This is a genomic window from Streptomyces sp. NPDC058691 (genome assembly GCF_042714775.1).
In the GTDB taxonomy this organism is placed as follows: domain Bacteria; phylum Actinomycetota; class Actinomycetes; order Streptomycetales; family Streptomycetaceae; genus Actinacidiphila.
Genome location: NZ_JBHXSO010000038.1, coordinates 1 through 24,408 on the forward strand (window position 1 = coordinate 1; position 24,408 = coordinate 24,408).

At 72.5% G+C, this 24,408-nt stretch carries 18 protein-coding genes; 13 read left to right on the forward strand and 5 right to left on the reverse strand.

The features are described 5' to 3' along the window. Positions 1 to 37: 37 nt before the first annotated feature. The gene (locus tag ACFWVC_RS25115; protein ID WP_384290347.1) at positions 38 to 1,687 is read right to left on the reverse strand and encodes an FAD-dependent monooxygenase; all 1,650 of its coding nucleotides are present in this window, start codon (positions 1,685 to 1,687) and stop codon (positions 38 to 40) included. Positions 1,688 to 1,826: 139 nt separating this feature from the next. On the opposite strand from ACFWVC_RS25115, the gene ACFWVC_RS25120 reads away from it, so the two are divergent. From ACFWVC_RS25120 to ACFWVC_RS25165, 10 genes are all read left to right on the forward strand, one after another. Next, on the forward strand, positions 1,827 to 2,939 hold the full coding sequence (locus ACFWVC_RS25120) for a SchA/CurD-like domain-containing protein (protein ID WP_384290350.1): 1,113 nt from the start codon (positions 1,827 to 1,829) through the stop codon (positions 2,937 to 2,939). A gap of 86 nt (positions 2,940 to 3,025) precedes the next feature. Continuing rightward, positions 3,026 to 3,526 (forward strand): cupin domain-containing protein, encoded by a 501-nt coding sequence (locus ACFWVC_RS25125; protein ID WP_384290353.1) that lies wholly within the window; start codon positions 3,026 to 3,028, stop codon positions 3,524 to 3,526. Continuing rightward, positions 3,523 to 4,791, forward strand: coding sequence for a beta-ketoacyl-[acyl-carrier-protein] synthase family protein (locus ACFWVC_RS25130; protein ID WP_384290355.1), 1,269 nt, complete (start codon positions 3,523 to 3,525; stop codon positions 4,789 to 4,791). Before ACFWVC_RS25125 ends, ACFWVC_RS25130 begins: the two co-directional genes overlap by 4 nt. Further along, complete coding sequence (locus ACFWVC_RS25135; protein ID WP_384290358.1) at positions 4,788 to 6,008, forward strand: ketosynthase chain-length factor; 1,221 nt, start codon at positions 4,788 to 4,790, stop codon at positions 6,006 to 6,008. Before ACFWVC_RS25130 ends, ACFWVC_RS25135 begins: the two co-directional genes overlap by 4 nt. A 32-nt stretch (positions 6,009 to 6,040) precedes the next feature. Beyond that, a complete protein-coding gene (locus tag ACFWVC_RS25140; protein ID WP_319659883.1) occupies positions 6,041 to 6,298 on the forward strand; it encodes an acyl carrier protein in 258 nt (85 codons plus the stop codon). A 3-nt stretch (positions 6,299 to 6,301) separates the two neighbouring features. Continuing rightward, positions 6,302 to 6,769 carry an SRPBCC family protein gene (locus tag ACFWVC_RS25145; RefSeq protein ID WP_384290360.1) on the forward strand — a complete coding sequence of 156 codons (468 nt, stop codon included), beginning with the start codon at positions 6,302 to 6,304 and terminating at the stop codon, positions 6,767 to 6,769. After that, positions 6,766 to 7,098, forward strand: coding sequence for a TcmI family type II polyketide cyclase (locus ACFWVC_RS25150; RefSeq protein WP_384290363.1), 333 nt, complete (start codon positions 6,766 to 6,768; stop codon positions 7,096 to 7,098). The genes ACFWVC_RS25145 and ACFWVC_RS25150 overlap by 4 nt, the downstream gene beginning before the upstream one ends. Position 7,099: 1 nt before the next feature. Then, complete coding sequence (accA, locus tag ACFWVC_RS25155) at positions 7,100 to 8,815, forward strand: carboxyltransferase subunit alpha (protein WP_384290365.1); 1,716 nt, start codon at positions 7,100 to 7,102, stop codon at positions 8,813 to 8,815. After that, positions 8,812 to 9,441, forward strand: coding sequence for an acetyl-CoA carboxylase biotin carboxyl carrier protein (locus ACFWVC_RS25160; protein ID WP_384290367.1), 630 nt, complete (start codon positions 8,812 to 8,814; stop codon positions 9,439 to 9,441). The genes accA and ACFWVC_RS25160 overlap by 4 nt, the downstream gene beginning before the upstream one ends. A gap of 5 nt (positions 9,442 to 9,446) precedes the next feature. Further along, on the forward strand, positions 9,447 to 10,793 hold the full coding sequence (locus ACFWVC_RS25165) for an acetyl/propionyl/methylcrotonyl-CoA carboxylase subunit alpha (RefSeq protein ID WP_384290369.1): 1,347 nt from the start codon (positions 9,447 to 9,449) through the stop codon (positions 10,791 to 10,793). Between the two features lie 7 nt (positions 10,794 to 10,800). On the opposite strand, the gene ACFWVC_RS25170 is transcribed toward ACFWVC_RS25165, so the two are convergent. From ACFWVC_RS25170 to ACFWVC_RS25180, 3 genes are all read right to left on the reverse strand, one after another. After that, positions 10,801 to 11,877, reverse strand: a complete 1,077-nt coding sequence (locus tag ACFWVC_RS25170) for a methyltransferase (protein WP_384290371.1) — start codon at positions 11,875 to 11,877, stop codon at positions 10,801 to 10,803. Positions 11,878 to 11,879: 2 nt separating this feature from the next. Continuing rightward, entirely contained in the window at positions 11,880 to 12,941 is a 1,062-nt protein-coding gene (locus tag ACFWVC_RS25175; RefSeq protein ID WP_384290373.1) for a nitrous oxide reductase family maturation protein NosD, read from the reverse strand. A gap of 269 nt (positions 12,942 to 13,210) precedes the next feature. Beyond that, positions 13,211 to 13,660, reverse strand: coding sequence for a MarR family winged helix-turn-helix transcriptional regulator (locus ACFWVC_RS25180; protein ID WP_384290376.1), 450 nt, complete (start codon positions 13,658 to 13,660; stop codon positions 13,211 to 13,213). A 72-nt stretch (positions 13,661 to 13,732) separates the two neighbouring features. Here ACFWVC_RS25180 and ACFWVC_RS25185 point away from each other — a divergent pair, with 72 nt between their 5' ends. After that, positions 13,733 to 14,824, forward strand: coding sequence for an ABC transporter permease (locus ACFWVC_RS25185; protein WP_384290378.1), 1,092 nt, complete (start codon positions 13,733 to 13,735; stop codon positions 14,822 to 14,824). A 95-nt stretch (positions 14,825 to 14,919) separates the two neighbouring features. Further along, complete coding sequence (locus ACFWVC_RS25190; protein WP_384290381.1) at positions 14,920 to 15,690, forward strand: hypothetical protein; 771 nt, start codon at positions 14,920 to 14,922, stop codon at positions 15,688 to 15,690. Between the two features lie 10 nt (positions 15,691 to 15,700). Here ACFWVC_RS25190 and ACFWVC_RS25195 read toward each other — a convergent pair whose 3' ends face one another. Continuing rightward, positions 15,701 to 16,705, reverse strand: a complete 1,005-nt coding sequence (locus ACFWVC_RS25195; protein WP_384290383.1) for a LacI family DNA-binding transcriptional regulator — start codon at positions 16,703 to 16,705, stop codon at positions 15,701 to 15,703. 801 nt (positions 16,706 to 17,506) lie between these two features. Here ACFWVC_RS25195 and ACFWVC_RS25200 point away from each other — a divergent pair. Further along, entirely contained in the window at positions 17,507 to 24,352 is a 6,846-nt protein-coding gene (locus tag ACFWVC_RS25200) for a glycoside hydrolase domain-containing protein (RefSeq protein ID WP_384290498.1), read from the forward strand. Positions 24,353 to 24,408: the final 56 nt, after the last annotated feature.

The window sequence follows — 24,408 nt, forward strand, 5'->3', positions numbered from 1 at the left end:
GTCCCGGCCCCCCGCGGGGCCCTTGTCCGGCGGGTGGTCAGCCGCGCCGCAGCACCGTCGTCAGCACCCCGGCCACGGTGGCCTCGGGGTCGTCCACGGCGTCCTCGGCCCGCCACGCGACGAAGCCGTCCGGGCGGACCAGCACCGCCCCCCGCGGCGACATGCCGTGCAGGGCGGCCCAGTCGGTGTCGCCCTCGGGGGTGAGGTCGGCCTCGGCGGAGTCGCCGAGGCGGTACGCGGCCAGCGGAACGCCGAGGCGCGCGGCGGCCGTGCGGGCCGCCTGGTGCCACGCCCGGCCTTCGGCGCCGTCGCCGCAGAGCAGCACCATGGAGCGCTCGTACAGGTCGAGCGTCGAGCGCCGCTCCCCGTCCGGCGTCGTCGCCCACAGGTGCGGGGCACGTCCGCCGGGCTCGGCGACCGGGCGGAAGTCCTCCGGGACGACCGGGCGGGCGGGGTCGCCGCCGAGGAACGCGCCCTCGGGGTAGCGGTAGCCGAGGGCGACCACGAGCACGCCCTTCTGCGGGCCGCCGCCCGCCGGCGGGGCGTACCCGGGGTGGGCGTGCTCGGCGGAACGGGCCGAGGCCCGCTCGCTGGTCGCCACCGCGACCGGGCGGCGCTCGGCCTCGTAGGTCTCCAGCAGCCCGGGGCCGGCCCAGCCGTCGACGACCGCGGCGAGCTTCCAGGCCAGGTTGTGGGCGTCCTGGATACCGGTGTTGGAGCCGAAGGCGCCGGTCGGGGACATCTCGTGGGCGGAGTCGCCGGCGAGCAGCACCCGGCCGCGGCCGTAGGAGTCGGCGACGCGCTCGGCGGCCCGCCAGGGCGCGCGGCCGGTGATCTCGATCTCCAGGTCGGGCACGCCCACCGCGGTGCGGATGTGGGAGATGAGCCGCTGGTCGGTGAAGTCCTCGATCTTCTCGCCGTGTTCGGGGTGCCAGGGGGCGTGGAAGACCCAGTTCTCCTGGTTGTCGACGGGCAGCAGCACCCCGTCGGCCTCGGGGTTGGTCAGGTAGCAGGCGATGAAGTACCGGTCGCCGACGGCGTCGGCCAGGCGCTTGGCCCGGAACGTGGCGCTGATGTTGGCGAACAGGTCGCCCCGGCCGCTGTGGCCGATGCCCAGCCGCTCCCGGACCGGGCTGCGCGGGCCGTCGGCGGCGACCAGGTAGTCCGCCCGCACCGTGCGGCGCGCGCCGGTCTCCCGGTCCAGCAGCTCGGCGGTGATGCCGGCACCGTCACCATCGGCGGATTGCTCGAACGAGAGCATCTCGGTGCTGAAGGCGAGGTCGCCGCCCAGTTCGCGGGCGTACTTCAGCAGCACCGGCTCCAGGTCGTTCTGGCTGCACAGGCACCAGCCGCTGGGGCTGATCCCGGCGAGCCGGCCGCCCGGGTCGATGTCGCGGAAGAGCCACTCGGCGTTGGCCGAGGTCAGCGACTCGGCCTGGAGGATGCCGTGGTTGTCGGCGAGTACGGAGGCGGCCTGCCGGATCTTCTGCTCGGCGCCCGCCGTGCGGAACACCTCCATGGTCCGCAGGTTGTTGCCGCGGCCGCGAGGGTGGATGGACGTTCCCGGGTGCTTCTCGACGAGGAGGTGCCGGACGCCGAGCCGGCCCAGGAAGACTGAGGTGGAGAGCCCGACGAGGGAGCCCCCCACGATGAGGACCGGGACCCGGTCTTCGCCCTGTGGAGTCATAGCTCCCTTGATGCCCGATAACGGAGCGTATTTGCGCCCATCACCCAATCGGATCACATATCTCGCACCGGTTGGGCCACCACAGCACGATCAATGGACGACGGACCTCGGGGTTGCTCGCTCTCGAAAGAGGTGGAATATGACACCCCTGGCCGAAAAGGTCTCGCAGTCCGCGCTCGATGGCACTCGCCTGCGCGTCGTCCTCATGCTGGATGTCGAGGACGGTGCCGAGCAGCGGTTTCTTGACGCGTATGACCAAATGTGCCGCCATGTCGCCGCCGTGCCCGGGCACGTCAGCGACCAGCTTTGCCAGTCGATCGAGAATCCCTCGCAATGGCTGATCACCAGTGAGTGGGACAGTGCGCTGCACTTCCTCGCCTGGGTGGACAGCCCTACCCATCTGGAGATGGTGCAGCCGATGCACGGCTGCGTGAAGGACACCCGCTCGCTGCGCTTCGGCGTGCTGCGGGAGACCCGTACCTCGTACGAGCCGGGTCTCCTGCAGTCGGTGCCGAGGGTCGGCGACGGGCTGAACCGACACGCCATCACCTTCACCGTGAAGCCCGGCAGCGAGGCGGCGGTCGCCGACATCCTGTCCGGCTACACCTCACCGCAGGCGCAGGTCGACGAGACCACGCGGCTGCACCGCACCTCGCTGTTCATGCACGGCAACCGTGTCGTGCGAGCGGTGGAGGTGGAAGGCGACCTGATCCGGGCGCTGCGCCACGTGGCGCGGCAGCCGGAGGTGCAGGAGGTCGAGGAGGCCATCAACCCCTACCTCGAGGCACACCGCGACCTCAGCGACCCCAGTTCCGCACGGGAGTTCTTCGCCCGCGCGGCACTGCCGGCCGTGCACCACGTCGCCAAGGGCGCCGACCGGCCGGAGACCCTGAGCCGGCACGCCCTGTTCTACCCCGCCAAGGACGGCTGCGGGCCATCCGTCGCCAAGATGCTGGCCGCGCAGGACGAACAGGCGGTGGAGGACCCGAAGGGCCCGCTCGCGCGGAGCACCGTCTATCTGCGCGAGGACATCGTCGTCCGGCTGATCGACCTGCGGATGCCGGTCGAGGAGGCGCCCCTGATCGCGGTCGGGGCCGCCGGCCGGCACAAGGCGAGCGTGCTCGCCCGGCTGCTGGACGTCGGTCCGGACCTGGACGTCTCGAGCGACCTGGGCCTCAAGCGGTTCCTCAACGAGTGCGACATGCGGATGCTCACCGACCGGCGAGCCCCCGCGAACGCGCCCGCGTCCTGAACCACCCCCCACACCCGCCATCGCAACCGGCAGGTACCGGCCGGCCCCGGGTACGCCCCGGGCCGGCCCGGCCGGAGGAGAGAAGCATGGATGACCTGCTGACGAACGACCGGAGCAACCGGGACGTTCCGTTCACCCCGACGATCGTGAATCTCGGCGACACCGCGCCCAACCGCCGCCGCGGCGGCGACCTGCGGGCGATGCTCACCCCGACCGCGGTCGGCGCCACGAGCGGCTTCATGGGCGTGGCGCTCGTGCAGCCCGGCGAGCGGATCGGCGAGCACTACCACCCGTACTCCGAGGAGTTCGTGTACGTGGAGTGCGGCTCCCTGGAGGTCGACCTCGACGGGGTGCCGTGCCCGCTCCGGCCCGAACAGGGCCTGATGATCCCCCCGTACGTCCGGCACCGGTTCCGCAACGTCGGCAGCACCGAGGCCCGGCTCGTCTTCCACCTCGGCCCGCTCGCCCCGCGCCCGGAACTCGGCCACGTGGACACGGAGGTCACGGAGGTCACGGAGTCCACCGGGTCCGCCCGGTCCACCGGGTCCGCCCAGGGCCGCGATACACACCAGGGCCCGGCGTCATGACCCGCCGGGTGGCGGTCACCGGGGCAGGTGTCGTCGCCCCCGGCGGTGTCGGGGTCCCCGCGTTCTGGGAGCTTCTCACCGCCGGCCGTACGGCGACCCGCGGGATCACGCTCTTCGACGCGACGGGTTTCCGGTCCCGCATAGCCGCCGAGGTCGACTTCGACCCCGCGGCCTGCGGCCTGAGCCCCAAGGACACCGAACGCGCCGACCGGTACGTCCAGTTCGCGCTCGTCGCGGCCGCCGAGGCGCTGCGCGACTCCGGACTGGACCTGGACGACGAGGACCCGTGGCGCGTCGGGGTGTCGCTCGGCACCGCCGTCGGCGGCACCACCCGGCTCGAACACGACTACATACGCGTCAGCGCGTCCGGTGCCCGCTGGGACGTCGACCACACCAAGGCCGGCGCCCATCTCCACCGGGCGTTCGCACCCAGCGCGCTCGCCTCCGAGATAGCCGAGCGGCACGGCGCCCGCGGGCCCGTGCAGACCGTCTCCACAGGCTGCACCTCGGGCCTGGACGCGGTCGGCTACGCCTTCCACACCATCGAGGAGGGACGCGCCGACATCGTGATCGCCGGCGCCTCGGACTCCCCGATATCCCCGATCACCGTGGCCTGCTTCGACGCCATCAAGGCCACCTCGCCCAACAACGACGACCCGGCGCACGCCTCCCGGCCCTTCGACGCCCGCCGTGACGGGTTCGTCATGGGAGAGGGCGGAGCGGTCCTCATCCTGGAGGACCTGGAGCACGCCCGGGCCCGCGGGGCCCGTGTCTACTGCGAGATCGGCGGCTACGCCACCTACGGCAACGCCTACCACATGACCGGTCTCACCACCGAGGGCCTGGAGATGTCCGAGGCCATCGACCGCGCCCTGGACCACGCGCGGCTCGACCCCCGGGACGTGGACTACGTCAACGCCCACGGCTCCGGCACCAAGCAGAACGACCGCCACGAGACCGCCGCGGTCAAGCGCTCGCTGGGCCGGCACGCCTACTCCACGCCCATGAGCTCCATCAAGTCCATGGTCGGCCACTCCCTCGGTGCCATCGGCGCGATCGAACTCGCCGCCTGCACCCTCGCCCTCGCCCACGGCGTGGTCCCGCCGACCGCCAACTACGAGACCCCGGACCCCGAGTGCGACCTGGACTACGTCCCGCGCACCGCCCGTGAACTCAAGCTGCGCACCGTGCTGTCCGTCGGCAGCGGTTTCGGCGGCTTCCAGTCCGCGGTGGTCCTCAACCGACCGGAGGGGAGCCAGCGATGAGAAGCCGAGCGGTGGTCACCGGGATCGGCGTGGTCGCGCCGAACGGCATCGGGGCCGACGCCTTCTGGAAGGCGACCCAGGAGGGTGTCGCCGTCCTCGACTCGGTCAGCCGCGAGGGCTGCCGGGACCTTCCGCTGCGCGTCGCCGGGGAGGTGCGCGGCTTCGACGTCTCCGCGGTCGTCGAGGAGCGCTACACCGTCCAGACCGACCGGTTCACCCACTTCGCGATGGCGGCGGCCGACCAGGCGGTGGCCGATTCCGGCCTGCGCCCGGACGAGAGCGCCCCGTTCGACATCGGTGTGGTGACGGCGGCCTGCTCCGGCGGCGGCGAGTTCGGCCAGCGCGAGCTGCAGCACCTGTGGGGACAGGGGCCGAACTTCGTCGGCCCGTACCAGTCCATCGCGTGGTTCTACGCGGCGAGCACGGGCCAGATCTCCATCCGCGGCGGATTCAAGGGCCCCTGCGGCGTCGTCGCCAGCGACGAGGCCGGCGGCCTGGACGCCATCGCGCACGCGTGCCGCAACATCACCCGCGGCACCGGCACCCGGGCCGTCGTCGTCGGCGCCGCCGAGGCGCCGCTGGCGCCGTACTCGGGTGTGTGCCAGCTCGGCTACTCCGAACTCAGCCTGGAGACCGAACCCGACCGGGCCTACCTGCCCTTCACCGACCGGGCCCGCGGCTTCGCCCCCGCCGAGGGCGGCGCCATGCTCGTCGTCGAGGACGCCGAGCACGCCGCCCGCCGCGGCGCCGAGGCCCGGGCCGTCATCGCCGGGCACGGCGCCACCTTCACCGGGGCCTCCCAGTGGGAGAGGTCCCGCGAGGGCCTGGCCAGGGCCATCCGCGACGCCCTCGCCGAAGCGGAGTGCGCACCCGAGGACATCGATGTCGTCTTCGCCGACGCGCTCGGCACCGTCGAGGCCGACCGGGCCGAGGTGCTGGCGCTCGGCGACGCCCTGGGGCCGCGGGCCGCCCGCGTCCCCGTCACCGCCCCCAAGACCGGTACCGGCCGCGCCTATTGCGGCGCCCCGGTGCTGGATGTGGCCGCCGCCGTGCTCGCCCTGCGGCACCAGGTGGTCCCCCCGACCCCCAACGTCACCGACATCTGCCACGACCTCGATCTGGTCACCGGCCGGCCCCGCCCGGCGGACCTGCGCACCGCGCTGGTCCTCAGCCGCGGCCTCATGGGCTCCAACTCGGCCCTCGTGGTCCGGGCTTGAGGCCCGTCCCGTCCATCCAAGGAGAGCGCTCCATGTCCAAGGAACTCACGTACGGCGAACTCGCCGCCCTGATGAAGTCCAGTGCGGGCATCACCGTGGAACCGACCATGCTGGCCGGTCACCCCGACACGCCCTTCGCCGAGTACGGCCTGGACTCGCTCGGCCTGCTGGGAATCGTCGGCGCCCTGGAGAACGACCGGGGCGCGTCGATCGCCGGCGACGCCGATTCGTGCAAGACCCCCGGCGCCTTCATGGACGTCGTCAACAACTCACTCAAGGCAGGAGTCTGATCCATGTCCGGCCACACCGAGAACGAGATCACCATCCCGGCCCCGCTCGACCTCGTCTGGGACATCACCAACGACGTGGAGAACTGGCCGCAGCTCTTCAGCGAGTACGCCTCCGCGGACATCGTCGAGCGCGACGGCGACCGGGTCGTCTTCCGGCTCACGATGCACCCCGACGAGAACGGGCAGATCTGGAGCTGGGTCTCCGAGCGCACCGCCGACCGCGCCTCCCGTACGGTCCGCGCGCACCGGGTCGAGACCGGACCCTTCCAGTACATGGACATCCACTGGTCGTACCAGGAGGCGCCCGAGGGCGTCCGGATGCGCTGGGTCCAGGACTTCTCCATGAAGCCGGGCGCGCCGCTGGACGACGAGGCGATGACCAACCGCATCAACGAGAACTCCAAGGTGCAGCTGGAGCTGATCCGCGAGCGCATCGTCAAGCGCCACCGGGACGGTGAGGGGCGGGCATGAGCACCTATCGCACGCTCATCGTGGCCCGGATCAAGCCGGGCGCCGAGGAGCAGGTCGCCGGTGTCTTCGCCGATTCGGACCGGGGCGAGCTCCCCGGTCTGATCGGGGTCACCGGCCGCAGCCTCTTCCAGTTCGGCGACGTGTACCTGCACCTGGTCGAGGCCGACCGGCCGCCCGGCCCTGAGGTCGCCCGGCACAAGGACCACCCCGCCTTCCGCGACATCAGCGAGCAGCTGTCGTCCTTCGTGCTCCCGTACAACCCCGAGACCTGGCGTGAGCCCAAGGACGCCATGGCCCGGGAGTTCTACCGCTGGGAGCGGAGCGGCTGACATGGCCACCACCGAGCCGGAGTGGGTGCGCTGCGAACGCTGTGAGGCGCTCGTGTACGCCAAGCGCTACGCCCGCACGCTGCGCGTCTGCCCCGACTGCGGAGCGCACGGCCGGCTCACCGCCCGGCAGCGGCTGGACCAGCTGCTGGACCCGGGCTCGCAGGCGCCGCTCGTCCCCGAGGGTGGCGAGCGGCCGCCTGCGCACGACCCCCTGGACTTCACCGACACCCGGCCCTACGCGCAGCGGCTGCGGGACGCCCGGGAGGCCACGGGCCTGGACGAGGCCGTGGTGTGCGTACGCGGCACGATCGGCGGCCGGCCCGTGGTCGCCGCCGTCATGGACTTCCGCTTCCTGGGCGGCAGTCTGGGCCTCGGCGTGGGCGCCCTGATCACCCTGGCCGCCCGGACCAGCCTGCGCGACCGCGTCCCGCTGCTGCTGGTCACCGCCTCGGGCGGGGCCCGGATGCAGGAGGGCGCGCTGTCCCTGATGCAGATGGCGGCGACCGCGCAGGTCCTCGCCGAACTCGACGAGGCCGGCGTCCTGGTCCTGTCCGTGGTCACCGACCCCACCTACGGCGGCGTCGCCGCCTCGTACGCCACGCTCGCCGACGTCATCCTCGCCGAGCCCGGCGCGCGCCTCGGCTTCGCCGGGCCCCGGGTCGTGCAGCAGACGACCGGCCGGCGACTGCCCGAGGGTTTCCAGACCGCCGAGTTCCTGCTCGCGCACGGCCTCGTCGACGACGTCGTGCCGCGCGCGGCACTGCGCCGCACGCTGTCCCGGCTGCTCGGCCTCGGCCCCGGCGTACGGCGGCCGGCCACGGCCCCCCGGGCGCCCGTGCTCGTCGTCCGCGACGTGGCGGCCCTGCCCGAGCGCGATGCCTGGGACGCCGTGCGGCTGGCCCGCCACTCCGGGCGGCCGACCGCCGCCGACTACGCGGCGCACCTGCTGGACGACTTCCACGAACTGCACGGCGACCGGCTCGGCGCCGACTGCCCGGCCGTGATCGGCGGACCCGGCCTGCTCGACGGACGGCCGGTCATGCTGATCGGCCACCACAAGGGCGGGCCCACGCTCGACGACCGCCGCCGGCGGCACTTCGGCATGGCCGGCCCGGCCGGCCACCGCAAGGCCGCCCGTCTGATGCGTACCGCGGCCAAGCTCGGGCTGCCCGTGATCACCCTGATCGACACTCCGGGCGCCGACCCCGGGCCGGAGGCCGAGAGCGGCGGTCAGGCGCTCGCCATCGCCGAGAACCTGCGGCTGATGTCCCGGCTGCCGGTGCCCGTGGTGGCGGTCATCACCGGCGAGGGCGGCAGCGGCGGCGCCCTCGCGCTGGCCGTCGCCGACCGGGTGCTGGTCAGCGCCAACGGCATCTACTCCGTCATCAGCCCCGAGGGCTGTGCGGCGATCCTGTGGAAGGACGCGCTGGCCGCGCCGCTTGCCGCGGCCGCGCTGCGGCTGCACGCCCGGGACCTGCTGCGGCTGGGCATCGTCGACGGAGTGGTCCCCGAGCCGCCGGACGGCGCCCACACGGACCACGCGGCCGCGGCCGCCTACGTCGGCGGCGCGCTCTCGGCGGCCCTGGACGAACTGGGCACCCGGGAGCCCGGGCGGCTGCTGGCGGAACGGCGCGATCGTTTCCACCGATTCCACGGGATCCACGAGTTCCAGCGCTTCCAGCGTTTCGGCCGACTGGAGGAGGAGGCAGCACCATGACGCTCCATGGCGACAACAGGTTGCCCGCCCACGCCGCCGGCGTGGGCCGCAACCTGAACGGATCGGCCCCCACCGCGCGACCGGCGCACCCGGTGCTCGACGCCGTGTGCCGCAGCGCGACCGAACTGGCCACGTCGGTCCCGACCCCGCCACGGCGTATCCGGCTCCGGCACGGTCAGACCTCCGTCGAGATCGAGTGGCCGGAACCCCGGGAGCACGAGGAGCCTTCACCGGACGGCGTCGCCGGGGCGGCATCGCGGGCCACCGTGGAGGACGCCGCGCAGGACGTCCCGGAGGAGGCCGCGGCGCCGCCCGGCGAGGAGCCCGGCGAGCCGCCGTCGAAGACCCTGCACTATGTCTGCGCCCCCACCGTGGGCACCTTCTACCGCGCCCAGGAACCCGGGGCCGAGCCCTATGTGTCCGTGGGCGACCTCGTCGGCCCCGGCCGGCCCGTGGGCGTCCTGGAGGTCATGAAGATGATGAGCACGATCGAGGCGGACGTCGCCGGCCGGGTCGTGGAGATCATCGCGGAGGACGGGCAGTCCGTGGAGTTCGACCAGCGGCTGATCGCCGTGGAGCCGGCCGCACCGGCGCCCACGCCCGGCACGGACACCGGAGGGGAGTGAACGCCGTGTTCTCCACCGTACTGGTGGCCAATCGCGGCGAGGTCGCGCTGCGCGTCGCCCGCGCCTGCCGCGAACTCGGCCTGCGCACCGTGGCGGTGTACTCCACCGCGGACCGGGACTCGGCCGTCGTCCGGTTCGCCGACGAGGCCGTGCACATCGGGCCGCCCCCCGCGCGGTCGAGCTATCTCAACATCCCCGCCGTGATCGAGGCCGCCCGGCGCACCGGCGCCCAGGCCGTCCATCCCGGCTACGGCTTCCTGTCCGAGGACCCGGACTTCGCGGAGATCTGCGAGGCCAACGGGCTGACGTTCATCGGCCCCTCGTCGCAGGTGCTCGCGCGGCTCGGCGACAAGGCGGCCTGCCGCGCCCTGATGGCCGAGGCGGGCCTGCCCGTGCTGCCCGGCAGCCCCGGCCCGCTGGACGGGCCGGCCGAGGCGAAGGAGGCCGCGCAGCAGACCGGTTACCCCGTGATCCTCAAGGCCGTCGCGGGCGGCGGCGGGCGGGGCATGGCTGTCGTCACCGAACCGGACCGGCTGCTCGACGCCTTCCGCGAGACCCGGGCGCACGCCCGCGCGGTCTTCGGCGACGACCGGCTCTACCTGGAGCGGTACATCGACGGGGCCCGCCATGTCGAGGTGCAGGTCGTGTGCGACCGGCACGGCGCGGTGGTGCACCTGGGCGAGCGCGACTGCTCCGTCCAGCGCCATCACCAAAAGCTCGTCGAGGAGACCCCCGCCCCCGACCTGCCGGCCCGGCTGCGCGGCGCCATGTGCGACGCCGCCGTGCGCGGCGCGATGGCGGTCGGCTACGAGGGCGTCGGCACCTTCGAGTTCGTCCTCACCCCGGAGCGCGACTTCTATCTGATGGAGGTCAACTGCCGGCTCCAGGTGGAGCACCCGGTCACCGAGATGGTCACCGGCGTCGATCTGGTGCGCGAGCAGCTGCTGATCGCCGCCGGCCATCCGCTGACGCTGCGCCAGGAGGACGTCGTGGCGCGCGGGGTGGCCGTGGAGTGCCGCGTCAACGCCGAGGACCCGGCGTGCGACTTCGCGCCCACCCCCGGGCTGCTCACCGAGTTCGTGCCGCCGGGCGGCCCCTTCGTCCGGTTGGACACCCACGCCTTCGCGGGCTGGCGGATCGGCCCGGACTACGACTCGCTGCTGGCCAAGGCCGTGGTCTGGGCGCCGGACCGGGAACGGGCGCTGGCCCGGATGGACCGCGTCCTGGAGGAGCTGCGGGTGCGCGGCGAGGGCGTGTGCACCACGGCGGGCTTCCTGCGCGCGGTGCTGGCCCGCCCGGAGTTCCGGGCGGGCCGTCACACCACGTCTCTGGTGCGGGAGATGACCGGCTGAGCCGGGCTCACACCCGCCCGATGGTGCTGTGGATGGCGTGCAGGAAGGGGTTGACCGGGGTGACCTCGCCGACGGCGAGGCCCGCCTCGGTCATCAGCCCGGTCAGGCTGTCGCGGGTGTGCTTCCGACCGCCGACGTTCATCAGCAGCATCAGGTCCATCGCGGTGGTGAACCGCATGGACGTCGTGTCGTCCACCAGGTTCTCGATGACGACCACCCGGGCGCCGGGGTGGCCCGCGGCCACGACGTTGCGCAGCGTGCGGCGGGTGCTCTCGTCGTCCCACTCCAGGATGTTCTTGATGATGTACATGTCGGCGGTCACCGGGATCTCCACCCGGCAGTCGCCGGGCAGCAGCCGTGCGCGGGAGGCGAGTTCGCCGCCCTCGCGCAGCCTCGGGTCGGCACCGGCGACGACCTTCGGCAGGTCGAGCAGCGAACCGTGCACCTCGGGGTGCTTCTCCAGCAGCGCGGCCAGCACATGGCCCTGGCCGCCGCCGATGTCGGCGACCGAGGAGATGCCGGTCAGGTCCAGCAGATCGGCGATGTCCTGCGCGGACTGGCGGCTGGAGTGCGTCATGGCCCGGTCGAAGACCTTGGCGCTCTCCTGCGCGTCGTCGTGCAGGTAGTCGAAGAACTCCTTGCCGTAGATGTCGGGGAAGATGTTGCGGCCGTGCCGCACCGCCTCGTCGAGCCGCGGCCAGGCCTCCCACGTCCACGGCTCGGTGCACCACAGGGCGATGTAGTGCAGGCTGTTCGGGGTGTCCTTGCGCAGCATCCGCGACATGTCGGTGTGCGCGAAGCGGCCGTCGGACTGCTCCTGGAAGACGCCGTAGGAGGACAGCGCGCGCAGCAGCCGGCCCAGCGGGCGCGGTTCCGCGCCCACGGCGGCCGCGAGCTCGTCGCAGGTCGCCGGCTGGTCGCCGAGCGCGTCGGCGACGCCGAGCCGGGCCGCGGCCCGGACGGCGGCGGCGCAGGCCGCGCCGAAGACGAGCTCGCGCAGGCGCATCGCGCCCTGCGCGGCGGCCGGGCCCGCGCCGGCGGCGGCGCCCGTGGTGTCGGTGGTGGTGGTCTCGGTCAGGCTCATCGTCAGCACAGGCCCTTCGGCTGGGAGACGCGGCAGGTGCTGCCGCTGAACACGTTGTCCTTGCTCTGGTCGTCGGCGGACAGGTCGGCGGGGCTGTTGCCCATGGCGGTGTTGTCACGTACGGAGTTGCCGGTGTTGGGGGCGCCCACCACGCTGCGGAAGAGCACGATGCCGCCGGACATCGGCGAGGTCCCGATGTTCTCCACGACCCTGTTGTGGATCACCTGGGTCTTCTCGGCGCCGGTCAGCACGATGCCGGCGCCCTGGATGAAGGGCAGCCGGGCGTTGGCCGGGCAGTACTTGTTGTTGGCCGCCACCAGGTTGCGGGAGAGGGTCAGCGACCCGGCCCGCGGGACGCCCTCGTCGCCGACGACGAAGACGCCGCCGCAGTTGGCGGTGATGTCGTTGTACTCGGCGTCCACGGTCCGCACCCGGCGCAGCACGAGGCCGATCCGGTTGCCGGACAGCTCGTTGTCGGCGATCAGGGTGTGCTTGGTGTCCAGGGCGCCGCCCTCGGCGTCCACCGCGTTGGCCAGGAAGATCCCCGACTCACCGTTGTTCTCCGCGACGTTGTCGCGGAACACGGCGCGCACCGACCGCTGCTGGCTGATGCCCTGCTGGCCGTTGGCGCGTGCGGTGACCCGGTTCACCTCCATGCGGTCGGTCCAGGCGGCGTCGACGCCGTTCTTCCTGAACCCGGAGACCGTCAGCGACCGCAGCCGCACATAGGTCAGCGGGCTCTGCTCCGTGCCGGTGACGCAGATGCCGTGACCGGCCGCGGCGCAGGCGTTCTCCGTCCCCTGCGCGCTCGGGGTGATGACGGTGTTGCCGCCGGCGCCCTGCAGGGTCAGCCGCGGCTTGGTGATGTTGACGCTGCCCGGGTAGGTCCCGGGCGCGATCTGGATGACGTCGCCCGGCTTCGCGCGGTCGACCGCCGCCTGGATGGACTCCCCGGGATGCACCACGAGCGGGGCGTCCGCGGCCTCGACCCCGGGGGCACTGCACAGCCCCACGACGACGGCGGCCGTGGCGACCGCGGCCGCAGGGGACCGACGAAGTGTCATGACTGCCGCACCTGCCTTCCGGGCGGCCTCCGCAGCCACCCGGAAAAGTACGTTATGAGGTGTTATGACCTCCTGCCACTCTGTCGGGCCATCAGAGGCGGCGGCCTCGGGGCGGCACGCCGGCCGCCGCCCGGGTCAGGCGGCCGGGCGGACCTCGGTGCGCACGCCGGGGTGGCGCGGCGGCGTCGGGTGGCCGGCCTGTACCAACTCGGCCGCGTCGGTGCGGGGCCGCCGTTCCCGTTCGCCGGTCCCGCACCAGCCCCGGTCCGTCACGGGTGCGGCAGCGCGTGCGGGTTCATCGACCGCAGCATCCGTCGCAGATCCGCCTTGAGCTGCGACCTTTCGCCCTCCGTGAAGGGGGCCAGGGCCTCCGCCTCGCACGGCTGAACCGCCTCCTGGCCTCGCTCGGCCAGTGCCTCGCCCGCCGGTGTGACGCGGATCTCGATGATCCGCCCGTGCGTCGGGTGCGCGTGCCGCTCGACCAGTCCGCGGTCGGCCATCCCCTGCACCGCGGCGCCCATGGACTGCGCGGTCACCCCGCAGCGGCGGGCGAGTTCGGCGCCCGACAGGGCCCCGTCCAGGCACAGCCGGACCAGGGAGCTGTACTGCGTCTGAGTCAGGCCGAGCGGGCGCAGCGCCTGCTCCAGCAGCTGTGCGTAGGCCTGCGAGAGCTGCCAGAGCAGATAGCCGACGCGCTCGCCCGGGTCGCCGACGGGCATACCGGACCGTCCTTCCACGTTGTTGTCTGTTAACTTATATAAGTCAACTTACATCATGGGAGGAAGGCCGCCGTGCCCGACACCGCCTTCATACGCGATGCAGACCCCCTCGCGGAGGAGAGCACCCCGCCGCACCACCGGCACCGGCATGTGCCCGGACCGCAGACCGACGCGCCGCCCGCCCGGCCGGGGATGACGGGCGCGCAGGCGGTGGTCAAGCCCGTCTTCACGGTACTGGTCATCGGCCTCGCCTTCGTCAGCGTCTTCCTCGCCGCCTTCCATACGCCCACGGCGCACCGGCTGCCCGTCGCGGTGGCCGCCTCCGACCACTCCGCGGCGCTGTTCGACGTCAAGCTCCAGCGCATCGCGCCCGAGGCGTTCCAGGTCGACCGCTACCCCGACGAGGCCTCCGCCCGCCGGGCCGTCGAACACCGCCAGGCCTACGCGGCGTACCTCTCCGACGGCGGCAAGCCCAGGGTCGTCTACGCCGGTGCCAACGGTCCCGCGGTCTCCGCCCTGGTGGCGCCGCTGGCGTCGGTGCCGCGCGGGGAGGGGCACAAGATCCCGGTGATCGACATCCTCCCGCTGTCGGACGGGGACAGCAGGGGACTGTCGGTCTTCTACGCCTCGTTCGGCCTGGTCCTGGCCGGCTTCCTGTTCGGGCAGATGACCTATCAGGTGGCGCCACGGCTCTCGTTCGGGCAGCGCGTCCTCAGCCTCTCGCTCTTCGCCGTCGTCGGCGGCCTGGCCACCGCGCTGATCGCCTGCACCGCCTTCGGCGCCATCCCCGGCCCCTTCTTCGGCATCATGGGCATCATCACGCTCATGGCCGGCGCCGTCGCCGCGGCCACCGTCATGCTGATCAGAACCTTCGGCCCGGTCGGCGTCCTCCTCGGCTCGATCTTCATGCTCGTCATGGGCAACGCCACCAGCGGCGGCGTCCTCCCACCGGACTTCCTCCCCGGCTGGCTGGAGCCCCTCGCCTCGGTCATGCCGGCCGGCGTCGGCGTCCGCGCGCTCGACGGGCTCGCCTACTTCCACCACGACGGCCTGACCCGCGGCATCGTGATCCTCCTGGCGTGGATCGCCGTCTGCGTCGGCGCGGTCTATCTGCTCGACCGCATCGCGGCGTCGACGGGTATCGCGCACGCGGCGCACCGCTGACACCCGGCGGCGCGAGGCGGCTGCTCCCGGTGGCGTACGCCTCCGGCCTCCGGCCGGAGGACGACCGGCCGCAACGCACCCGGCAGGCTGGGGCCATGGCGACCACCACCCTCAGCCCGCCGCCCGCGCTGCGGGCCCCTCGCGCGGCCGAGCGCGCGTGCTACGCGACCGGCGCGCTCCTGGCCCTGTCCGGCCTGTTCCATCTGGCGGTCTTCGCCGTGGACGGCGGTCCCTGGGACGGTCCGGTGTCCTGGCGCAAGCCCTTCACCTTCGGTGTCTCCTTCGGGCTGACCCTGATCGCGGTCGCCTGGGTCACCTCGTATGTGCGCGTCGGGGAGCGCCGGCGGGCCGTCCTGCTCGCCGTGTTCGCGGCCGACTGCGTCGTCGAGGTCGGCGGCATCACGCTGCAGGCGTGGCGGCGGGTGCCCTCGCACCTGAACATGGAGACCGGCTTCGACACCGCGGTGTCCATGACGCTGGCCGTGGGCGGGGGCGTCCTGGTCGTCGTGCTGACCGCCTTCGCCGTCGCGGCCTTCCGCCACCGTCCCGCCGGGCCCGCGGGCATGGCCCTCGCCTTGCGCTCCGGTTTCGCGATCCTGCTGGTCGGCCTGGCCTCCGGCGCCGCCATGATCGCCCGCGGCGTCTACCTCACCCGGACCGGCCACCAGGAGGCCGCCTACCACTCCACGGCGCCGCTGAAGCCGCTGCACGCCGTGAGCCTGCACGCCGTGCTCGTCCTGCCCGCGCTGGCCTGGCTGTTGTCGCGGACGCGGTGGAGCGATGCGGCACGCAGCCGCCTGGTCCTGCTGGCGACCGCCGGCTACGTCGTGGCGGTCATCGGTGCCGGGGTGTGGGCGGTGGTCTGACCGTCTCCCGTCAGGCGGAGTCGCGCAGCAGCAACTCGGCCCGGACGACCAGCTCTTCGGGGTCCAGCGGAGCGCTACCCGACAGCAGGCGGGCGGCCTGGTCGATGGCGAGCGCGCCGAGCCGCCGGGTGTCCAGGGCGACGCTGGACAGCGCGGGCTCCACCAGCGTGCCGAGCTGCAGGCCGTCGAAGCCGATCACGGCGAAGTCCGCCGGGACGTCGCGGCCCGTACGGCGCGCCTCGCGCAGGGCACCCATGGCGATGATGTCGTTGAAGGTGAGGACCGCCGTGACATCGGGGTGGCGGCCGAGCAGCGTGCGCAGGGCCGCGGCGCCGCCCTCGGCGGACTGGGCGGCGCCGATCACCGCTTCCGTGCCGAGCCCGTGGGCCGCCGCGGCCGCCGCGAACCACGCCCGGCGGACGCTGGGTTCGGCGCGGCCGTCGTGGTCGAGCATGCCGACGCGGCGGTGACCGCGGCCCACCAGGTGCGCCACCGCGGCGTGGAAGCCGGCCTCGCCGTCGACCCGGATCGAGCTGAACCGCGCCACATGGTGCTCCCGGCCGATGAGCACCACCGGCATGCCCCGGGTGAAGTGTTCGAGCTCGCTCTCCGCGCAGCTGAAGTACCCCACGACCGCGTCCACTTGCGAGCCGATCACCTGCAGCGTGCCCAGCTCCTCCGTGGCGCGGTCCCCGGTGTCGTACACCACGACGTGCCAGCCGCGGGCGCGTGCCGCCTCCAGCGCGGCGGCGGCGACCTCGGTGAAGAACGGGTTGAGCAGGTCCGGGATCACCAGCCCGATGGTCGTGGTGTCCTGCCGCACCAGCCCTCGGGCGAAACGGCTCGGCCGGTATCCCAGTTCGCGCGCGGCGTCGAGCACCCGCTGCTTCGTCAGCCCGTCGATCTCGTCCTTGTCGTTCAGCGCCCGTGACACGGTCTGCCGCGACACCCCGGCGGACCGGGCGACGTCATGGATCGTGATTCTCCGCGGCTCCGTGCCCGACGACGACACCATCGCGTACCTCCCGCTGCCCACGGGCGCCGTTCCGCCCGAGGGGCTGAGTATGCCCCTGTGGGGCGCGACGGCGCGAGGCCGGGCTCGCCCGGCCCGGACCGGAGCGCCGGCGCGACCCCCGCCTCTCAGCGCGGCACCGCGGCGCCCGGCCGGCTTGGCCAGGGAGGCGTTCCCCGCCGGGTCGAAGGCGACGAACCGCAGCGTCTTGGAGCCGCCGGCCGCGGCCAGGTCGAACGGCCCGGTGGTGGCGCCCCGGCAGCCTTGTCCTGGGCGCCCGCTCCTCCCCGATCTGGAGGGGTCCGCGCGGCGGGCGGCGCCATTGCGGCTACCCTCTGACACGTCGTCGGCCGAGGTGCCCGACCTGCGGGGACGGGACCGGATCCACTCGGCACACCCCGGCGGCGGAGCCGCCCCCGTACGCCGACCCGCCCGTCGTCTACGCGGCGTCCGGCACCCACACGCTGTACGAATTCTCTTTGCCCGCCGTACGCCTTGTCCGTGTGTCATGGCGGACGGTCGTGAACGCGGCGGGTGCGAATCCGTGTGTCCACTGCCGACTCGCTCTGGGTCGCACGCCCGGCATTCGGGCTGACAACGTTGTCTTCCGTGGGGCCGGACCATGCGTGCGCATCGCGACGCTGGAGAGGTTACGTGCCCATCAGATCCCATCCCCCCTTGCCCCGCGTGTTCCTTCCGGGAACCGCCCGCCAGGGCCGCAGACCACTGCGCGCGACGGTCGCCGCGCTGCTCACCGGCGCGCTCGGCCTCGCCGTGCTGGCGGGCGGCGGCACAGCCGCGGCCATGCCCGTCGCGACCTCGTCCGCAGGGTCCGCCGGGACGTCCGGCGGCACGGACTGGACGAAACTGGTCGACCCGTTCGTCTCGACCGCCGCCGACGACGGCAACGACCTGCCGGGCGCGCAGGCACCGCACGGTCTGGCCAAGGTCAACCCGCTGACCACGCCGAACCGCAACCACACCGGGTACGACTACAACGAGGACCAGATCGCCGGGTTCACCTCGACGAACCTCGACGGCGTCGGCGGCTCGGGAGGCGGTGGCGACCTGCTGGTCGTCCCGACCTCCGTGCAGTACGACAAGCGGCCCGCCACCGGCACGTACGCCCACTCGTACAGCCACGACGACGAGACCGCGACGCCCGGCTACTACCAGGTGGGCCTCGGCGCCATCTCCGGAACCGCGTCCTCGGTGACGCACGATTCCGGCACGGTCAAGGCCGAGATGACCGCGACCACGCGCACGGCGCTGCAGCGGTACAGCTTCCCCGCCGGGTCGAACCCCGAGCTCGTCCTCGACCTCGCGAACAACTTCACCAGCCGCACCCGCTCGACGATGAACGCGACGACGCTCCCTGACGGGACCACCTCGATCAGCGGGCTCATCGCCGGGTCGTTCAACGGCGCCTCGTACAAGCTGTACTACGACGCGACCACCAACGTCCCCGTGACCTCCCTGAAGAGCTGGGGCAACGACGGCAAGCTGAGCGACGCCACCACGCAGGACGGGTCCGACACCGGCGCCGTCCTCGGCTTCGACAAGGCCGCCGGCAACGACATCGAACTGCGCATCACGCTGTCGCCGATCAGCGCCGAACAGGCCGCGACCGACCAGCACCACGAGGTGGGCGGCCTCACCTTCGACCAGGCCCGCGCGAAGACGAAGGCGGAGTGGAACGCCGCGCTCGGCGCCGTCGCCGTGAACGCCTCGGCGAAGTCCGACCCCGGGTCGACGCTCACCAAGGAGTTCTACACGCACCTGTACCGCATGTACGCGCTGCCGGTGAACGCCACCAGCACCAGCGGCACGTACCGCGGCGCGGACGGAGCGGTGCACAAGGCGAACGGCTTCACGTACTACGACGGCTGGTCGACCTGGGACGACTTCCGCAAGTACTCCGTCGAGGCCTACATCGACCCGGCCACCTACCGGGACATGATCCAGTCGCTGATCGAGCTCTTCGCCGACACGCGCACCTCCGGCAAGAGCCTGGGCAGCCTCACCCACTCGGTCCCGACCGTGCGCTGGGAGCGCTCGGCCGTGCTGGTCGCCGACGCGCTGTCGAAGGGCTTCAAGAACTTCGACCGGCTCGACGAGGCGTACCCGGCGCTGCTGTCGTACTCCGGCTACTACACGGGCGCCCAGCTGCGGCAGGGCTACGTCACCGGTGACCCCGGCACGACCGTGCAGCGCGGCTACGACCAGTGGGCGCTGTCCGTCATCGCCGATGCGCTCGGCAAGAAGGACGACGCCAAGAAGCTGCGCGACCAGTCGACCATGGCGATCGACAACCTCGTGAAGTCCGGTGCCTGGACCGCGGCCGACGGCACCAAGGTCGGCCTCCTCACCCCGCGCGCCGCGAACGGCGACTGGCAGAGCGCCGACTACGAGAAGTTCGAGGCGGCCGGTCTCTACCAGGGCACGCTCTGGCAGTACCACTGGTACGACGCCTACGACATGGGCGGTCTCATCGAGGCCATGGGCGGCGACAAGGCCGGCAAGGCCGCTGTCGAGCACATGTTCGGCGAGGACTCCGGCGTCGATGACGGCTCGACCATGCTGCACTCCAACGCGAACGAGATCGACCTCCAGGCCCCGTACCTCTTCAACTACGTCGGCGAGCCGAGCCTGACGCAGAAGTGGGTGCGTGCCATCTACACCGGCACGACCTGGAATCGCTACATCGCGACGGGCTCCACGAACGAGGCGCCCAGCTCCGGCGGCCAGTTCACCCCGCCGGTCAAGACCCAGGTCTACAAGCTCTCCCCGAACGGCTTCCTGCCGACCATGGACAACGACGCCGGCACGATGTCGACCATGTTCGTCGGCGCCGCCCTGGGCCTGTTCCCGGTGACCGCCGGCTCCAGCCAGTTCCAGATCGGCAGCCCGTTCTTCGATTCGACGACGATCACGTACGCCAACGGCTCGAAGTTCACGGTGAAGGCCGACGGCGTCTCGCCGGGCAACTACTACGTGCAGAGCGCGAAGCTCAACGGCAAGCGTTTCGACAACACGTGGCTCGACTACTCGCAGATCATCTCCGGCGGAACCCTGGACTTCACCATGGGTTCCAAGCCCTCGCAGTGGGGCGCCCACACCGCGCCCGCGTACTCGCTGAACACCGACTCCGGCGACACGGGTGACGGCGACACCGGAACGGACAAGGGCGACACCGTCGTCTCCGCCCGCCCGGGCACCGTCGGCACCGCCGCGGACGGCACGGTCGACGACAGCGTGAAGCTCACCCTGGACGGACCGGCGTCGTTCGACGCCCGCAAGGGCACCAGCCTCACCAAGACCGGGGCGGCGAGCGTGACCGGCCTGCCGGCCGGCGTCACGGCCGACCTCCGCGTCGGCGACAAGCGGACGGCGACGTTGTCGCTCACCGGCACCACGCAGACCGACGTGCGCTTCGGCATCACGTTCCGCGACGCGGCCTTCGCCCACGGCGTGCGGGCCTCGACGGTGACCGGCACCGGGATGTCCCCGACCGACCCGCTGCTCATCTCCGCCGCCGCGGTGCACCGCAAGGCGCTCGGCGCACTCGTCGACCAGGCGTCGCTGGTGCGCAGCGCCAACTACTCCTACGGCTCCTGGACCCTGTTCCAGTCCGCCCTGGAGCGCGCGCGGACCGTCCTCGCGGACAGCGCCTCCGGGACCGGCACGATCATGGCCGCGGACGACGCGCTGCACTCCGCCATCGACGCGCTCACCATCGACGAGGGCGGCTACACCGTCCTGCAGGCCGAGGCCCCCGACCAGATGCAGGGCCCGAACCTGGTGAAGGAGGCGTACTTCTCGGACGGCGACCTCGGCGGCGTCACCGAGGGAGCGTGGGAGCGGTACACCAAGCTGGACTTCGGCGGGGTCGCCCCGCGGAGCATCTCGGTGCACTACGCGAACTCGCAGCCCACGAACGCCAAGCCGAGCAGCGTCGACATCCACGCCGGTGACGCCGACGGCCCCGTCGTGGCCACCGCCTCGCTGCCCGGCACCGGCGGCTGGCAGTACTACACCACGGTGCAGGCGGCCGTCACCGACCCGGCCGCCCTGCTGGACGCGAAGAGCGCGACGATGGTGTTCCACGCCCCGTCCGGTCAGCAGTGGGTGTCGAACTTCGACTGGTACCAGTTCTCGCCGAACGAGGTCTCCACGTCCCCCACGACCACGCTCGCCACGCTGACCGCCGTGAACAGCACCGCGACCGGCAACGGTTCGCTCCCGCTCAACCTCGGCAACGGCGTCTTCGAGAACGTGACGAACGGCGCCTGGGCGCAGTGGAAGGACATCAACCTCCAAAGCGGCGCCGACACCGTCGCCGTCAGCTATGACAAGCCGCAGTCGCGGGCCGCGTCGGACTCGCACATCGAGCTGCACCTCGGCTCGAAGGACGGCGTGAAGAAGGTCGACATCCCCCTCGACTACACCGGCTCGGGCTGGGGAACCGTCGCCACCAAGACCGTGCAGCTCGACCCGAGCGTCTTCGCCGGCGTCCAGGACGTGTACGCCGCCTTCGTCTCCAGCACGCAGACCGCGTCCCAGCCCTACGTGGGCAACGTCTACTCGCTGACCCTGACGAAGACCGCCGACGCCCCCGTGGGCTTCGACGCCACCGCGTGGCGCTCCAACAGCGGCGGCGGGCTCAAGAGCGAGCCGGTCGGCTGGACCGGCGCGGGTTCCGCCACCGACCTCGGCGGCACCTACAACGGGGCCTGGCTCGACTACGGTGACATCGACTTCGGCGGCTCCCCGAAGAGCACCGTCACGATCACCTATGTCAACAACTCCGCCCGCTGCGGCACCGGCTCCGCCGTCCAGCTCTACCTGGACTCCTTCGACACGGCCAGCCCCGGCACCCCGTACGCGACCGTGCCGCTGCCGGTGACGGGAGCCGCGTGGTCGTCGGGAGGGACGACGAGCCTGACGCTGCCCAAGGGGATCACCGGCAAGCACACCGTCTACCTGCGGCTGACGACGACCCCGGACTCCTCGCACCCGTACGTCGCGAACCTGGGCCGGATCACCTTCAACCACGTCGAGACGCCCGCCGTCACGGACAAGACCGCCCTGCGGAAGGCGATCGACCAGTACGAGGGGCTCTCCGGCGACGAGGAGCGCTACAACGCGATCGACTTCGGTGTGTACCTGCGTGAACTCGCGGCCGCACGCGCCCTCGTGGACGCCGACGGCGCGACTCAGCTCGAGGTCGACACGCAGACCCGCAGCCTCACCCTCGCCGCCGGCCAGCTGGTCCCGCTGCCGAGGCTGAAGCTGGAGGACCTGGTCGCGACCGCGTCGGCCCTCGACAACACCCGCTACACGGACGCGTCGTGGAAGGCCTTCACCGAGGCACTCGCCGCGGCGAAGACCGCGGTCGCGGACGGCACGTCGACGGACCAGGCCCTCACCGCCCGGTACGACGCTCTCCGCCACGCGATGTCCGCGCTCACCACGAAGCCCAAGGCGGTGCCTGCCGCGCCCGGCGCGGTGTCGGCGACGTCGTCCGGCACAAGTGTGACCGTTGCCTGGTCCGCGCCCGAGGACGACGGTGGCTCTCCGGTCACCGGCTACAAGGTCACCCTCAGCGACGGCCACCAGGTCGAGATCGACGACCAGGACAGCCGGAGCACGACGTTCACCTGGCTGCGATCCGGCAGGTCCTACACGGCCCGCGTTCAGGCCGTGAACACGTTCGGCGCCTCGCGCCCGAGCGCCGCCACGGCACCCGTGGTGACCGGTGGCGGCAAGCCGCAGACGCCGGCCGTGACGGGTGTGCTCACCGACGGCAAGCAGGTCCGCGTGACCTGGCGGGCGGCCGGCGACGGCGGATTCCCGATCATCGGCTACACCGTGGCCCTCGGCGACGGAACCACCGCGCACGTTCCCGCCACGGCGGACACGGCGCTGCTCACGACCACGGGCAAGGCGAAGGCCCACACGGCCACCGTGACCGCGGTGACCCTGGCCGGAACCTCGGACGACCCCGCGACGACCACCTCGGTGGCCGCCTCGGCGGACGCCTCCGACCCGGCGTACGAGCCGTCCCCCTTCCCGGACGACACGCTCAAGGCGAACTACGCCTCGGACGCGTGGCCGGGGACCGGAGACGGGACCGACTACTTCTACGGGCTGCTCAACGGGATCGGCGACCTCGGCTCCGGCATCCTCGCCCCCAACACCAAGGTGCCGGGCGGCACGCCGCTCACCGCTGAGAACGACCGGATCGCCGTGCGCATCAACAACGCGGCGACGCAGAAGGAGGTCGACCGGGCCGAGGTCGACGCGACGAACAGCTCCACCGTCACGATGGCCGACGGCCTCGGGTCCCGGCTCGGCCAGGTCTACCTCGACGCCTTGAACGGCGGCCGGCTGCCCAAGACCGGCGCGCTGTTCGGCCGCGTCACGCAGGGCCTCGACAAGGGCGGAGCGGCCAAGGACCACTTCGGCTACCAGCGTCCGTACGTGCGGCTCGGGTTCGTCGGCGACGGCGGTGACGTCTACGAGTCGCAGGACGGCTCGTACGGCAGCCTCACCACCAGCGGTTCGTACCCCAGCGGCCACACCTACGGCGGCTACGAGGCCGGGACCATCCTGGCCACGCTGCTGCCGGAGCTGGCGCCGTCGATCCTGGCGCGCACCTCGGAGTACGGGAACAACCGCATCGTCCTCGGGTTCCACTACCCGCTCGACGTCATGGGCGGCCGCATCAGCGGTCAGGCCACCGTCGCGCACCGGTGGGCGGACCCCGACTTCGCGAAGCTGCTCACGCAGGCCCACACCGAGATCGAGAACGTGCTTCTCGACAGTTGTGAGCAGCAGGGCTACGGCGACACGCTCGCGGCCTGCGCGGGCGACTCCTACGCGGGCCTCAGCCCGGCGCAGGACGTCGACCTGTACACGCAGCGCCTGACCTACGGGTTCTCCCAGGTGGGCAAGGCCGGGCAGACGCTCAGGACGCCGTCCGACGCGGCGGCCCTGCTGATCACGGCCTTCCCGGAGCTCACCACCGGGCAGCGCACCCAGATCCTGGAGCAGACCGCGACGGACTCGGGCTACCCGCTCGACCTCACCGGAGACGGCGAGGCGAGCTGGCAGCGGATCAACCTGGCGGCGGCGATGGCGGCGAAGGTGGTCGTGGGCGCCGACGGGTCGGTCACGGTGACGAACCACTCGGACGCCACCAAGGCGAGTGTCGCCGACGCCAAGGCGATCACCGTGTCGGGTGTCGCGATCGACGGGTTCGACCCGGACGTGTCCACGTACGTCGTCGACTGGCCGAAGGACAAGAAGATCCCGGCCGTCTCCGCCGTACCGGCCCAGTCCGGTGCGCGGGTGAAGGTCACCGACGGCAGCCCGGTCCTTTCGGGCGGGCACCACTTCAGCACCCGCACCATCAAGGTGACCTCGGCCAACGGCGCGGTCACCCGGACCTACACGGTCGGGTTCGAGCCCACGGACCGCGACCACCGGCCGGCCGCGGCCGGCGGTCACGGTGACGACGGCGGTCACGGCGGCCACCACGGCAACGGGGGTTCCGGTTCGTGGCCGTTCGGCGACGCCGGAGCCTGGGCGCCGGAGACCGAGTGGGCGGAGCCCATGTGGATCCCGGGGGCGCAGAGCGCGATGTGACCCCAGGGCCGGCCGCGCCCCCCGGGGCCGCGGCCGGATCCCGCTGAAACCCGGCA

Coding starts and splice junctions, on each gene's coding strand:
- ACFWVC_RS25150 (WP_384290363.1), top strand. CDS start 6,766: ATGAGCACCTATCGCACGCTCATCGTGGCCCGGATCAAGCCGGGCGCC.
- ACFWVC_RS25175 (WP_384290373.1), bottom strand. CDS start 12,941: ATGACACTTCGTCGGTCCCCTGCGGCCGCGGTCGCCACGGCCGCCGTC.
- ACFWVC_RS25180 (WP_384290376.1), bottom strand. CDS start 13,660: ATGCCCGTCGGCGACCCGGGCGAGCGCGTCGGCTATCTGCTCTGGCAG.
- ACFWVC_RS25130 (WP_384290355.1), top strand. CDS start 3,523: ATGACCCGCCGGGTGGCGGTCACCGGGGCAGGTGTCGTCGCCCCCGGC.
- ACFWVC_RS25170 (WP_384290371.1), bottom strand. CDS start 11,877: ATGAGCCTGACCGAGACCACCACCACCGACACCACGGGCGCCGCCGCC.
- ACFWVC_RS25120 (WP_384290350.1), top strand. CDS start 1,827: ATGACACCCCTGGCCGAAAAGGTCTCGCAGTCCGCGCTCGATGGCACT.
- ACFWVC_RS25160 (WP_384290367.1), top strand. CDS start 8,812: ATGACGCTCCATGGCGACAACAGGTTGCCCGCCCACGCCGCCGGCGTG.
- ACFWVC_RS25145 (WP_384290360.1), top strand. CDS start 6,302: ATGTCCGGCCACACCGAGAACGAGATCACCATCCCGGCCCCGCTCGAC.
- ACFWVC_RS25140 (WP_319659883.1), top strand. CDS start 6,041: ATGTCCAAGGAACTCACGTACGGCGAACTCGCCGCCCTGATGAAGTCC.
- ACFWVC_RS25200 (WP_384290498.1), top strand. CDS start 17,507: ATGCCCGTCGCGACCTCGTCCGCAGGGTCCGCCGGGACGTCCGGCGGC.
- ACFWVC_RS25190 (WP_384290381.1), top strand. CDS start 14,920: ATGGCGACCACCACCCTCAGCCCGCCGCCCGCGCTGCGGGCCCCTCGC.
- ACFWVC_RS25195 (WP_384290383.1), bottom strand. CDS start 16,705: ATGGTGTCGTCGTCGGGCACGGAGCCGCGGAGAATCACGATCCATGAC.
- accA (WP_384290365.1), top strand. CDS start 7,100: ATGGCCACCACCGAGCCGGAGTGGGTGCGCTGCGAACGCTGTGAGGCG.
- ACFWVC_RS25135 (WP_384290358.1), top strand. CDS start 4,788: ATGAGAAGCCGAGCGGTGGTCACCGGGATCGGCGTGGTCGCGCCGAAC.
- ACFWVC_RS25115 (WP_384290347.1), bottom strand. CDS start 1,687: ATGACTCCACAGGGCGAAGACCGGGTCCCGGTCCTCATCGTGGGGGGC.
- ACFWVC_RS25125 (WP_384290353.1), top strand. CDS start 3,026: ATGGATGACCTGCTGACGAACGACCGGAGCAACCGGGACGTTCCGTTC.